The sequence below is a fragment of the Pantoea sp. K16 genome, assembly GCF_048452805.1.
Taxonomy (GTDB): domain Bacteria; phylum Pseudomonadota; class Gammaproteobacteria; order Enterobacterales; family Enterobacteriaceae; genus Pantoea; species Pantoea agglomerans.
Window position 1 is genome coordinate 92,429 of record NZ_JBLWNV010000002.1, and the last position, 12,717, is coordinate 105,145.

General features: G+C 53.6%; 14 protein-coding genes and 1 other annotated feature. Of the genes, 5 read left to right on the forward strand and 9 right to left on the reverse strand.

Translation table 11 applies throughout. The features are described 5' to 3' along the window. Position 1: 1 nt before the first annotated feature. The 8 genes from pheT to ACK13D_RS03200 all read right to left on the reverse strand — a co-directional run bounded on the left by pheT (position 2) and on the right by ACK13D_RS03200 (position 7,889). A complete protein-coding gene (pheT, locus tag ACK13D_RS03165; protein WP_191919313.1) occupies positions 2-2,389 on the reverse strand; it encodes a phenylalanine--tRNA ligase subunit beta in 2,388 nt (795 codons plus the stop codon). 14 nt (positions 2,390-2,403) lie between these two features. Then, positions 2,404-3,387 carry a phenylalanine--tRNA ligase subunit alpha gene (gene pheS / locus ACK13D_RS03170; RefSeq protein WP_010245680.1) on the reverse strand — a complete coding sequence of 328 codons (984 nt, stop codon included), beginning with the start codon at positions 3,385-3,387 and terminating at the stop codon, positions 2,404-2,406. Positions 3,388-3,458: 71 nt separating this feature from the next. Then, positions 3,459-3,584, reverse strand: a sequence feature (Phe leader region). Beyond that, complete coding sequence (gene pheM, locus ACK13D_RS03175) at positions 3,535-3,579, reverse strand: pheST operon leader peptide PheM (protein WP_106120997.1); 45 nt, start codon at positions 3,577-3,579, stop codon at positions 3,535-3,537. (Overlaps the previous feature by 45 nt.) Before the next feature lie 117 nt (positions 3,585-3,701). Continuing rightward, the gene (rplT, locus tag ACK13D_RS03180) at positions 3,702-4,058 is read right to left on the reverse strand and encodes a 50S ribosomal protein L20 (RefSeq protein ID WP_003853267.1); all 357 of its coding nucleotides are present in this window, start codon (positions 4,056-4,058) and stop codon (positions 3,702-3,704) included. Between the two features lie 42 nt (positions 4,059-4,100). Then, the gene (rpmI, locus tag ACK13D_RS03185) at positions 4,101-4,298 is read right to left on the reverse strand and encodes a 50S ribosomal protein L35 (RefSeq protein ID WP_010245683.1); all 198 of its coding nucleotides are present in this window, start codon (positions 4,296-4,298) and stop codon (positions 4,101-4,103) included. A gap of 99 nt (positions 4,299-4,397) precedes the next feature. Continuing rightward, a complete protein-coding gene (gene infC / locus ACK13D_RS03190) occupies positions 4,398-4,949 on the reverse strand; it encodes a translation initiation factor IF-3 (protein WP_029519030.1) in 552 nt (183 codons plus the stop codon). 3 nt (positions 4,950-4,952) lie between these two features. Beyond that, positions 4,953-6,881: a threonine--tRNA ligase gene (gene thrS / locus ACK13D_RS03195; RefSeq protein ID WP_010245687.1), complete on the reverse strand. Its 1,929-nt coding sequence runs from the start codon at positions 6,879-6,881 to the stop codon at positions 4,953-4,955. A gap of 246 nt (positions 6,882-7,127) precedes the next feature. After that, complete coding sequence (locus ACK13D_RS03200; protein ID WP_010245689.1) at positions 7,128-7,889, reverse strand: DUF481 domain-containing protein; 762 nt, start codon at positions 7,887-7,889, stop codon at positions 7,128-7,130. A gap of 350 nt (positions 7,890-8,239) precedes the next feature. On the opposite strand from ACK13D_RS03200, the gene ghoS reads away from it, so the two are divergent. Then, positions 8,240-8,557 (forward strand): type V toxin-antitoxin system endoribonuclease antitoxin GhoS, encoded by a 318-nt coding sequence (gene ghoS, locus ACK13D_RS03205; RefSeq protein ID WP_010670025.1) that lies wholly within the window; start codon positions 8,240-8,242, stop codon positions 8,555-8,557. Positions 8,558-8,635: 78 nt separating this feature from the next. After that, on the forward strand, positions 8,636-9,529 hold the full coding sequence (locus ACK13D_RS03210; RefSeq protein ID WP_061704019.1) for a fructosamine kinase family protein: 894 nt from the start codon (positions 8,636-8,638) through the stop codon (positions 9,527-9,529). 12 nt (positions 9,530-9,541) lie between these two features. Here the strand turns inward: ACK13D_RS03210 and ACK13D_RS03215 are convergent, their stop codons facing one another. Further along, positions 9,542-10,078, reverse strand: a complete 537-nt coding sequence (locus tag ACK13D_RS03215) for a YniB family protein (protein WP_010245694.1) — start codon at positions 10,076-10,078, stop codon at positions 9,542-9,544. A gap of 146 nt (positions 10,079-10,224) precedes the next feature. Here ACK13D_RS03215 and hxpB point away from each other — a divergent pair, with 146 nt between their 5' ends. The 3 genes from hxpB (at position 10,225) to kduD (ending at position 12,681) form a co-directional block, all read left to right on the forward strand. Continuing rightward, positions 10,225-10,893, forward strand: coding sequence for a hexitol phosphatase HxpB (hxpB, locus tag ACK13D_RS03220; RefSeq protein ID WP_010245698.1), 669 nt, complete (start codon positions 10,225-10,227; stop codon positions 10,891-10,893). Positions 10,894-11,066: 173 nt separating this feature from the next. Beyond that, positions 11,067-11,903, forward strand: a complete 837-nt coding sequence (gene kduI, locus ACK13D_RS03225; RefSeq protein WP_010245701.1) for a 5-dehydro-4-deoxy-D-glucuronate isomerase — start codon at positions 11,067-11,069, stop codon at positions 11,901-11,903. Positions 11,904-11,919: 16 nt separating this feature from the next. Beyond that, entirely contained in the window at positions 11,920-12,681 is a 762-nt protein-coding gene (gene kduD / locus ACK13D_RS03230) for a 2-dehydro-3-deoxy-D-gluconate 5-dehydrogenase KduD (RefSeq protein ID WP_010245706.1), read from the forward strand. The last annotated feature ends 36 nt before the right edge of the window (positions 12,682-12,717 follow it).

Here is a 12,717-nt window from a genome sequence, read left to right on the forward strand (position 1 = left end):
TTCAATCCCTCAAGGTTGCCTGGAATCGCTCTTTTAATGCCGCAACGCATTTGCCAACGGTCGCGGCAATCTCCTCTTCTTCGAGTGTCCGGCTGGTATCCTGCAAAATCAGGCTGATTGCGAGGCTCTTGTAGCCCTCAGAAACGCCCTTACCGCGGTACACGTCAAACAAGTTTACGCCAACTACCTGATTTACGCCAACTTTCTTACACTCCGCGATGATATCTGCTGCGGGGACGTTTTCAGCCACCACAACGGCAATATCACGACGGTTCGCCGGGAAGCGAGAAATCTCGCGCGCGTCAGGCAGGACGCGGTCTGCGACCTTATTCCAAAGCAGTTCAAAGACTAAGGTGCGGCCATTGAGATCAAGCTTACGTTCCAGCTCAGGATGAACCACGCCGATAAATCCGATATGTTCATCATGCAAATAAATCGCCGCGCTCTGTCCTGGATGCAACGCCGGATTCGCTTCAGCACGGAAGCTGATGTCATCCAGTTTGCCGGTTAAATCGAGCAGCGATTCTAAATCGCCTTTCAAATCATAGAAGTCAACTGTCTGACGCGCCAGATCCCAGTGCTCTTCAACGCGGTTACCGCTGATGACGCCAGCCAGCATAAGATCCTGACGGATGCCCAAATCTGCCTGGGTATCCGGCACAAAACGTAAGCCGCTCTCAAACAGGCGCACGCGGCTCTGCTGACGGTTCTGGTTGTAGACTACCGCGCTAAGCAGGCCGGTCCAGAGTGAGAGACGCATGGTCGACATATCGCTGGAGATTGGGCTCGGCAGCAACAGCGCCTCTTCACCCGGGTGCAGCAGCTGCTGAATTTTCGGATCGACGAAGCTATAGGTAATCGCTTCCTGATAGCCCTTGTCCACCAGCAGGTTTTTCGCGCGCTTCAGCGACAGATTCGCTTCGCGATGCTGAGTCATCACCAGACCCGCCTGTACCGGCACATCCGGAATGTTGTTGTAGCCGTAAATACGGGCCACTTCTTCAACCAGATCTTCTTCAATCGCCATATCGAAGCGCCAGCTCGGGGCGACGGCCTGCCACTGCCCTTCACCCACGGTCACTTCACAGCCGAGGCGCGTCAGAATGTCAGTCACCTGCACATCTGCGATCACGTGGCCAATCAGACGGTCCAGCTTTTCACGACGCAGCGTGATCGTCGCTGGCACAGGCAGGGCTGCCTGATGAGTCTGATCGATGATCGGGCCCGCTTCACCGCCGCAGATTGACAGCAGCAGCTGGGTAGCACGCTCCAGTGCGGTGTGTTGCAGCGCCGGATCAACACCACGCTCGTAGCGATGTGACGCGTCGGTATGCAGACCATGACGACGGGCGCGGCCGGTAATAGAGAGCGGATCAAAGTAAGCACACTCGAACAGGATATTCTGCGTTTCGCCGTTCACGCCCGAATGTTCGCCACCAAAGATACCAGCCATCGCCAGCGCTTTCTGATGATCGGCGATCACTAAGGTATCACTCTGCAGGCTGGCTTCAGTGCCATCCAGCAGCGTCAGCTTTTCGCCTTCTTTCGCCATACGCACCACGATACCGCCGTCGATGCGGTCGAGATCGAAGGCGTGCATCGGCTGACCCAGCTCCAGCAGAACGTAGTTAGTGATATCCACCACCGGATCGATAGAACGAATACCACAACGACGCAGCTTCTCTTTCATCCACAATGGCGTTGACGCCTTTACGTTAATCCCTTTTACTACACGGCCCAGATAGCGTGGACAGGCTTCTGTCGCGTCAACCTGAATCGGGAAAGTGTCGTTCAGCGTCGCAGCGACCGGCTGCATCTCCGGCACGTTCAGTGGCAAACCATTGAGGACGGCGACATCACGGGCGATACCGATAAGACCCAGACAGTCAGCGCGGTTAGGCGTGACGCTGATTTCGATGGTGTTGTCATCAAGCTGCAGGTAGGCGCGGATGTCGGTGCCAATCGGCGCATCGGCTGGCAGTTCGATGATGCCGTTGTGGTCGTCGGAAATCCCCAGCTCGGAGAAAGAGCAGAGCATGCCTTCAGACGGCTCGCCACGCAGTTTGGCCGCTTTGATTTTGAAATCACCTGGCAGCACGGCTCCGACGGTGGCGACGGCGACTTTCAGTCCCTGACGGCAGTTCGGCGCGCCACAGACGATATCCAGCAGGCGATCGCCGCCCACATTGATTTTGGTCACACGCAGCTTGTCTGCATTCGGGTGCTGGCCGCACTCCACCACTTCCCCGACCACGACGCCGTGGAACGCACCGGCAACCGGATCAACGCCGTCGACTTCCAGACCGGCCATAGTGATTTGTTCAGACAGCGCAGCGCTGTCCAGGGCTGGATTTACCCATTCGCGTAACCAGAGTTCACTGAATTTCATTGGATATCCTGCCCTTACTTAAATTGTTTGAGGAAACGTAAATCATTTTCAAAGAAGGCACGCAGATCGGTCACGCCGTAGCGCAACATGGTCAGACGCTCCATGCCCATACCAAAGGCGAAACCGGAGTAGACTTCCGGATCGATGCCGACATTGCGCAGCACGTTAGGGTGAACCATGCCGCAACCCAGCACTTCCAGCCACTTGCCGTTTTTACCCATGACGTCAACTTCTGCTGATGGCTCAGTAAACGGGAAATAGGAGGGACGGAAACGAATCTGCAGATCTTCTTCGAAGAAGTTGTTCAGGAAATCGTGCAGCGTGCCTTTCAGGTTGGTAAAGCTGATGTTTTTATCCACAATCAGCCCTTCCATCTGATGGAACATCGGGGTATGGGTCTGATCGTAATCGTTACGGTAAACGCGGCCCGGCGCAATAATGCGAATCGGCGGCTGCTGAGCCTTCATGGTACGGATCTGCACGCCGGACGTCTGGGTACGCAGCAGGCGCGTGGCGTCAAACCAGAAGGTGTCATGATCGGCACGGGCCGGGTGATGGGCAGGAATATTCAGCGCATCGAAGTTATGGTAATCATCTTCAATTTCTGGACCGGTTACGACGCCAAAGCCTAACTCACCAAAGAAGGTCTCAATGCGATCCATGGTGCGGGTTACCGGATGCAGGCCGCCATTCTCAATGCGACGACCTGGCAGAGAGACATCAATGGTCTCTTCAGCCAGACGGGCATTCAGCACCGCAGCTTCCAGGGCATCTTTGCGCGCATTCAGACGCTCAGTCACCTGCTGCTTCGCTTCATTGATTACCGCACCCGCTGCCGGGCGCTCTTCGGCTGGCAGCTCGCGTAACGTAGTCATCTGCAGTGTCAGATGTCCTTTCTTACCCAGGTATTCGACGCGCACCGCGTCAAGGGCGGCGATATCCGTCGCCCCGTCGATGGCCGCCGTGGCGCTGGCCACCAGTTCTGCGAGTTGGGACATAGTTTCCTCTTTTTCCAGTCAGGCTGGTCAGTTCTCGTTGGGACCTGCCGGTCCAATATGCTAGCGCCAGAAACAAAAAAGCCTCCACGAGGGAGGCTTTTAGCGCGATTTTTCGTTTCTTTTCTTATGCGCAAAAGCCCCTGGATGTCAGGCGCTAAAGTAAAAAAAGAAACGGAAAATAGCAGCGTTCATGCTTGCGGTTACCTTGTCATGCGATACAGGGGGTCTATTGAAATGCTCAGCGCCGGAAATGTCAATCTTTTGCGTAAGTTACAGGCAATAAAAAAGGGAGCAAGCTCCCTTTTCCATCTGACTTACGCCAGGGCTGATTTCGCTTTTTCGACCAGTGCAGAGAATGCCACTTTATCGAATACCGCGATGTCGGCCAGGATCTTACGGTCAATCTCAATGGCTGCTTTTTTCAGACCATTGATGAAACGGCTGTAAGACATGCCGTTCTGACGAGCCGCTGCGTTGATACGCGCGATCCACAGCTGACGGAACTGACGCTTACGTTGACGACGGTCACGGTAAGCATACTGACCAGCTTTGATAACAGCCTGGAAGGCAACGCGGTAAACACGTGAACGTGCACCGTAATAGCCTTTAGCTTGTTTTAAGATTTTTTTGTGACGTGCGCGAGCAACTACACCACGTTTTACACGAGCCATTTAGCTCTCCTGTTTAATATTCTGATTTAATGAAAAAATTACTTATGCGTACGGCAGGCAGGCAATTACCAGACCCAGATCGCCTTTTGACACCATGCCTTTAGGGCGCAGGTGACGTTTACGCTTAGTAGATTTTTTGGTCAGAATATGACGCAGGTTTGCGTGTTTACGCTTGAAGCCGCCAGAAGCGGTCTTGCGGAAACGCTTAGCCGCACCACGTACAGTTTTAATCTTTGGCATTTTAAAAATATCCACTTCGCATTGTTAATAACATGACCCAGACAGGCGAACAGTTAACCGCACAGCGCGAACGCTGCGCGGTTAGTGTTACTTGAAAGCCTACTGTTTCTTCTTAGGAGCGAGCACCATGATCATCTGGCGGCCTTCGATCTTCGAAGGGAAGGATTCGACAATGGCCAAATCCAGATCTTCACACAGGTCTTTACGGACGCGGTTAAGCACTTCCATACCGATCTGCTGGTGCGCCATCTCACGACCGCGGAAACGCAGCGTGATTTTGGCTTTATCGCCTTCTTCCAGAAAGCGAATCAGGTTGCGTAGTTTGACCTGATAGTCGCCATCATCGGTTCCAGGACGGAATTTGATTTCCTTAACCTGAATAACTTTTTGCTTCTTCTTCTGTTCCTTAGAAGATTTGCTTTTTTCATAGAGGAACTTGCCGTAATCCATGATGCGGCAGACCGGCGGTTCGGCATTCGGGCTGATTTCGACTAAGTCGCCGCCCGCTTCCTCGGCTTTTTCCAAAGCTTCGCGTAATGTGACAATGCCAATCGGCTCGCCATCCATGCCTGTTAAGCGCACTTCAGTTGCGCGGATTTCACTGTTGATTTTGTTCGGACGCGTCGGTAGTACTCGTTTTCCGCCTTTAATACTTTATTCCTCCAATTGTTGAAGATTTCGGCTGCGAATCTCTTGTTGAAGTTTCTCAACAAACACATCGACATCCATCGACCCAAGGTCTTTACCACGGCGGGTGCGAACGGCAACTTTGCCAGATTCCACCTCTTTATCACCGCAGACCAACATATAAGGGACGCGACGTAATGTGTGCTCGCGGATTTTAAAGCCTATCTTCTCATTTCTCAAGTCTGCCTTCACACGAATGCCAGCATTCTGCAGCTTACGCGTCAAAGACTCAACATATTCTGCTTGTCCGTCGGTAATATTCATTACCACGACTTGCAGCGGTGCCAGCCAGGTTGGGAAGAAACCGGCGAATTCTTCGGTCAGAATACCGATGAAACGCTCCATTGACCCCAGAATCGCACGGTGAATCATCACTGGCGTCTGACGATCATTGTTTTCACCCACGTAGGTTGCTTCAAGGCGTTTTGGCAGGGAGAAGTCTAGCTGAACTGTTCCGCACTGCCAGGCGCGATCAAGACAATCGTACAAAGTAAACTCAATTTTAGGACCGTAGAACGCGCCTTCGCCTGGCTGGAACTCAAACTCAATATTGTTTTCGTTCAGCGCCGCAGCCAGATCTTCCTCGGCACGATCCCACATCTCATCCGTACCGATGCGCTTCTCAGGACGGGTGGATAACTTCACCACAATCTTTTCAAAACCGAAGGTGCTGTACATGTCATAAACCATGCGGATACAGCTGTTCACTTCGTCACGCACCTGCTCTTCAGTACAGAAGACGTGTGCATCATCCTGGGTAAAGCCACGAACACGCATCAGGCCGTGCAGTGCGCCTGAGGGTTCATTACGGTGACAGCTGCCGAACTCTGCCATACGCAGCGGCAGGTCACGGTAGGATTTCAGACCCTGATTAAAGATCTGAACATGCCCAGGACAGTTCATCGGTTTGATGCAATATTCACGGTTCTCAGATGAGGTGGTGAACATTGCTTCTTTATAGTTTTCCCAGTGCCCGGTTTTTTCCCACAGGACGCGATCCATCATGAATGGACCTTTAACTTCCTGGTACTGGTACTCTTTTAACTTGCTGCGGACAAACACTTCCAGCTCGCGGAAGATGGTCCAGCCGTCATTATGCCAGAAGACCATGCCTGGTGCTTCTTCCTGCATGTGATAGAGATCCAGCTGCTTACCAATCTTACGATGGTCACGCTTCGCCGCCTCTTCCAGACGCTGCAGATAGGCTGCCAGCTGCTTTTTGTCTGCCCATGCGGTGCCATAAATACGCTGCAGCATTTTGTTGTTGCTGTCGCCGCGCCAGTAGGCACCGGAGATCTTCTGCAGTTTAAAATGATGGCAGAACCGCATGTTCGGCACGTGCGGACCGCGGCACATGTCGACATATTCTTCGTGATGATACAGGCCAGGCTTATCGTCATGGCTGATGTTTTCATCAAGAATGGTGGTCTTGTAAATTTCGCCGCGCGCCGCAAAGACGTCGCGAGCTTCCTGCCAGCTGACCTTCTTTTTCACCACATCGTAGTTGGTTTCAGCCAACTGATGCATGCGTTTTTCCAGCAGGTCGATATCTTCCTGGGTCAGGGTACGATCGATGTCGACATCATAATAGAAGCCGTTATCAATGACCGGGCCAATCGCCATTTTGGTATCCGGCCACAGCTGTTTAATCGCATGCCCTAACAGGTGCGCACAGGAGTGACGGATGATTTCCAGACCCGCTTCATCTTTAGCGGTAATGATCGCTACGGCGGCATCTTCAGTGATGGGATCAACAGCATCAACCAGTTCACCGTTAACACGGCCAGCGATACAGGCTTTCGCCAGACCAGGACCGATGTCCAGCGCAATATCCATCACACTGACAGGGCGGTCAAACACGCGCTGGCTGCCATCAGGAAGCGTAATTACAGGCATTTCATATCCTTATTTGCAGTGGTAAGCCACACGAAAGCCTACATGCAACGTAATGTAAAATTAGTGACCCGGCGTGATATCAGACCCACATTGTCGGAATGTCGCCAGGATTTCAGTGCGGGGCCGATGATAGCAGTTTTCCCTGGCGAGAAAAACCCATGCCTTTTTCGCTAAGCCCTGGAGAAATCAAAAAAAAGCGGCCTGACACACTGTCAGGCCGCTGTGAATGCTGCTGCAAAAATGCGCTTACATAGCGTAAGAGAGCATGATTGAGGTTTTGGTATCGGTGCGATCAGGCGCAGATTCCGCCGGATTGTTGTTCCAGCTGACGTTGTAAGCCAGCTTCAGCGCGAAGTGGCTGTTGATAGCCACCTGCAGACCAGTTTCGGAGTTCACCGTGGTGTCTTCTCCGAAGCTGCTCAGCACTGACACGCCCTGAATAAATTTAGTGGTGTCGGTCAGCTGCCACTGATAGCTGACTGCGCCATAGCCCAGCGCTTTGGTCTGATGACCACCCGCGTGATAATCGTCATAACGTACACCCGGACCCAATTCCGCACGCAGCGAGTGCACCGGACCATTCAGAATCTGACGACCGTAACCGGCTGTCAGCACGTCGCGTGAATCGTAACCATTGAAACGATCGCTTAACCAGCTCGCCTGTCCAAACAGGTAGTCATACGAGTTGAGGTTGTAACGTGAACGACCACCGATGTTGTAAGTTTCAGAAGAGCGCTCATCGTTTGACGAGGTGTTGGCTGCGTTACCCCACAAGCTGTAAGCCATAGATGACTGATACCAGGTCATATTGGTCTGAGCCGTCATTGATGAACTGGTGGTGTTACCGGTTTGGGCCAGATATCCCGCAGCAGCAGAACCTTCAAACGGCTTTTTAGCTGTTGAAGGGTCATCCATTGACGTAAATACGGCGTTATCGGCCATTGCCTGGTGACAAAAAGCTCCGGCGGAGAGCAAAAGAACAGCAGACAGCTTGTTATAGGCTTTCATTAAATGTGATCCGTGCGACTGTTTAAAAAACGGAGAGTCTGAAGCGTTTTGCCGGGCATTCAATGCAATTTACGGTAAGTTTTGTAAAAAATTATTAACTTACACAAAATGCCTGGAATCGCCCTGACAACCCCTGTTAATTGGGACTCATCTTATTAACGTGGCGCATTATAGTGCTGCCCAAATGAAAAGCCAGACGCAACGGCAGAAGATTTTTACGTTATGCTGCTGGCTCCTGACACGAATTTACGCTATGCATCACGTCACACGCGCAGCATCTCCTTCATAATTCGCCTGATTTTTCACCATGGTCTACGCTCAGTTCAGTTTCCCTTCCCCGGAGGTGCCTCATGAGCAACACCTTAACCCGCTATATCGTGACCTTTCACTATCAGGAGTCGGGTTTAAGTGACATCCTGGAGCTGACCAGCGCAATGACCGCCGCAGGTTTCACGACCACGATGACAGATGACGACGGCCATCCGCATGAACTCGGTACGAACAGCTATGGCATCGTCAGCACGCTGGAGGCTGAGGATCTGCGGCAACAGGTCACTACGGCCGGTGAAAGCGCGCTGGGTCAGGAACCCGAGGTGACCGTCACGACCTTCGAAGAGTATCTGCGCGATGCTGCCGATCATCGCCCTGCCACCTCAGCGCCAGAATAAAGGGTGCAATTGCGCGGTTTTTGGTGAATATTTACGCAATACAATCGAACTTACGCAGCGAATAACGAGGATAGCCCAATGTGGTCAGCCATTAGTCGTCTGTTAAGCGAGCAGTTAGGCAACGCCGAAATCACTCACCGTCACGCCCTCGCGGGGGGTGATATCCATCCCACCTGGCAGATCCGCTACGGTGATCACGACGTCTTCGTCAAAAGTAACAGCCGCGATATGCTGTCGCTCTTTACCTGGGAAGCAGACCAGCTTGATTTGCTGGCGCGCACCGGCACGGTTCGGGTGCCTAAAGTCTATGGTGTGGGTCATCATCGCGAGGAGAGCTTTCTGCTGCTGGAATATATCAGGCCACAGCCGCTTGATGAGCAGAGTGCATATCAGCTCGGTCAGCAACTGGCGCATCTGCATCAGTGGAGCGAGCAGACGCAGTTCGGCCTCGATTTCGACAATAACATCACCACGACGCCCCAACCCAATAGCTGGCTGCGACGCTGGTCGGTTTTTTTTGCTGAACAGCGCATTGGCTGGCAGCTGCAGCTGGCGGCAGAAAAGGGAATTCAGTACGGGGATACAGAGCTGATCGTTGCCTGCGTGCAGCGGGTGCTCGCGTCACATCATCCGCAGCCGTCGCTGCTGCATGGCGATCTCTGGCCGGCTAACTGCGCCAGCAGTGAGAGTGGCCCCTGGCTGTTCGATCCTGCCTGTTACTGGGGCGACCGTGAGTGCGATTTAGCTATGCTGAGCTGGTACCCTGACCTGCCTCGCCAGATTTACGACGGTTATCAGGCGGTGTGGCCGTTACCGGATGGTTTTTCGCAGCGTCTGCCGGTCTACCAGCTCTACTATCTGCTCAACCGGGCTAACGTCTTTGGCGGGCACTGGCCAGGCGATGCACAGTTCGCCATTGGCCAGTTGCTGGATGAGGATGCGCTGGGCGCCAGTCAGGCCAGACCGGCCTGACAAAGCTCGCGGTCAGATAAAGCCCAGCAGCGACAGCGCAAAATAACCGGCTATCGCAATCACCACCGGCAGGACATAGAGCGGGAAGATCTGCAGGAAGATGGTGTGGCGAGGTACGCGCACCTTCTCTTCCAGTTGCTGACGGCTACGCCCTTCACTGCCTTTTGCCTGCTCCAGAATCATCTGATCCTCAATGCCTTCTTTGACGTGACGCGCCTGACGTCCCATCCGCGCGCCTGACGACTCCAGCGCCAGCCCGACAAAAATCAGAATGTAGATTAGCCAGAAACCCAGGTTCATCTGACCGTTAAATTCCGGTACCGGCGAGTTATGCCAGAAGACATTCAGGAATGGCGTGTTAAAGCGCAGCATATCGACGATGACGTGGACGAAATCGAGCATGACGGCATCAATGCCTGGCTGCTTTTCGCTGTGCTTAAACATAAAGCTCAATACAGAAATAATGGTCGACAGCAGCGCCACTAAAAAGAGCACCCAGCCTGCCACTCGCTTGAGGATGGCGATACGGCCAGCCTGTTGATAGGTCATAATATCTCCTGAACCCGGAATCCAATTTGCCGTCAGTTTACCTGCCAACGGTGAAATTTCCCAAATAAAGCGTGGCCTGTCGGGCAGAGCGTGCGCCAGCAAAGAATGATGGTAAGGTAAAGCTGACTTTAAAAGGAGACCCCCTGATGCCTTATCACCGCCCTGTCCTTGCTGCCCTGTTTGATATGGATGGCTTACTGATCGATTCTGAGCCTCTGTGGGATCAGGCTGAGCTGGATATCTTTTCAACGCTGGATGTTGACCTGTCACGTCGCAGTGAAATGCCCGATACCCTGGGTCTGCGCATCGATCAGACTGTACGGATGTGGTACGAAACACTGCCCTGGCATGGCCCCTCTCAGCAGGAGGTCACTGAGCGGATTATTACGCGCGCCATGACGCTGGTGGATCAGACGCGGCCACTGCTGCCGGGCGTGGAAACGGCGCTGCAACTGTGCCGGGAACAGGGGCTGAAAATCGGCCTTGCCTCCGCATCACCGCTAAAGATGCTGGAACAGGTGCTGGAGATCTTCAATCTGCGCCCTTATTTCGATGTGCTGGCTTCAGCAGAAGCGCTGCCCTACAGCAAGCCCCATCCGCAGGTCTATCTCAATGCCGCCGCCAGCCTTGCGATCGATCCGCTCAACTGCGTCACGCTGGAAGATTCGTTTAACGGCATGATCGCCACCAAAGCAGCGCGTATGCGATCGATTGTGGTGCCCGCCGCTGAACACCGTGACGATCCCCGCTGGGCGCTGGCGGATGTCCGGCTGGACAATCTGACCCAGCTTAGCCTGCAGCATCTGCAGGGATAATAACAGCCCGCTTATGGCGGGCTTTTTATTGCCTGTTGCACCTGCCACTTGATCTGACCCGCAAAAAATAAAACAACGTTTCATTTTTATTGAATTCCCATCCCGCTCTGCCTAAGATGCCAAAAGCGTCCCCGTTTGGGGCATGAATAACCTGACCTGCAGAGAGGCCTGAGATGGACGTTCGTCAAAGCATTCACAGCGATCACGCTAAGCAACTCGATACTGAAGCACTGCGCCGCGAGTTCCTGATTGAGAAGATATTTACTGCCGATGATTACACCCTGACCTACAGCCATATCGACCGCATCATTATTGGCGGCGTCATGCCGGTGAATAATCCGGTCACTATCGGTGATGAGATGGGAAAACAGCTGGGCGTCGCTTATTTTCTTGAACGCCGCGAGCTGGGTATGATCAATATTGGCGGCCCGGGTCTGGTAGAAGTTGACGGTAAAGCGTGGGAAATCGGTCACGAAGAGGCACTTTACATCGGCAAAGGTGCGCGCAACCTGCTGTTCCGCAGCCTGAACCCGGCACAGCCGGCCAAATTCTATTACAACAGTGCGCCAGCACACAGCACCTTCCCGGACAAGAAGATCACGCTGCAGGAAGCGGCCACCGCGACGCTGGGTGATGCCGCGACCTCCAATCGCCGCACCATTAACAAATTTATCGTGCCGGATGTGTTGCCCACCTGCCAGCTCACCATGGGCTTAACCAAACTGGATGAAGGCAGCCTGTGGAATACCATGCCCTGCCACACCCACGAACGCCGCATGGAAGTCTATTTCTACTTCGATATGAGCGAAGAGTGCGCCGTCTTCCACATGATGGGGCAACCGCAGCAAACCCGCCATCTGCTGGTACACAACGAGCAGGCGGTGATCTCACCCAGCTGGTCAATTCACGCCGGTGTCGGCACCCAGCGTTACACCTTTATCTGGGGCATGGTGGGTGAGAATCAGGTCTTTGATGACATGGACCACGTCAAAATCAGTGAACTGCGCTGAGCAGAGGAGAAATACCATGGTACTGAGTACGTTTAACCTGGAAGGTAAAGTCGCGCTGGTGACCGGCTGTAACACCGGTTTAGGGCAAGGTATGGCGCTGGGTCTGGCCCAGGCGGGTTGTGATATCGTCGGCGTTAACCGTGATGGCCCGGATGATACCCAAAGTAAAGTGGAGGCGCTGGGTCGCCGGTTCTGGCCGGTGCAGGCCGATCTGATGCAGACCAGCGTGGTGGCCTCAGTGGTTGAACAGGCGCTGGCCGCTGCCGGTAAAATTGACATTCTGGTCAACAATGCCGGCATTATCCGCCGTGAGGACGCACTGAATTTCAGCGAGCAGGACTGGGATGACGTGATGAATCTTAACAGCAAGAGCCTGTTTTTCCTGTCGCAGCAGGTTGCCCGTCAGTTTATCGCGCAGGGTAATGGCGGCAAGATCATCAATATCGCCTCCATGCTCTCCTTCCAGGGCGGTATCCGCGTGCCCTCTTATACGGCGTCGAAAAGTGCCGTGATGGGACTGACCCGTCTGATGGCGAACGAGTGGGCAAAACATGGCATTAACGTCAATGCCATCGCTCCCGGTTACATGGCCACCAACAATACGGAACAGCTTCGTAATGATGAGTCGCGCAGTGAAGAGATTCTGGGGCGTATTCCGGCAGGCCGCTGGGGCGTGCCGGATGACATGATGGGCCCGGTAGTCTTCCTGGCCTCTTCCGCGTCTGACTACGTGAATGGCTACACCCTGGCGGTGGATGGCGGCTGGCTGGCGCGTTAACCTTACTGGCGGACAGGGTTTCATCGCTGTCCGCCT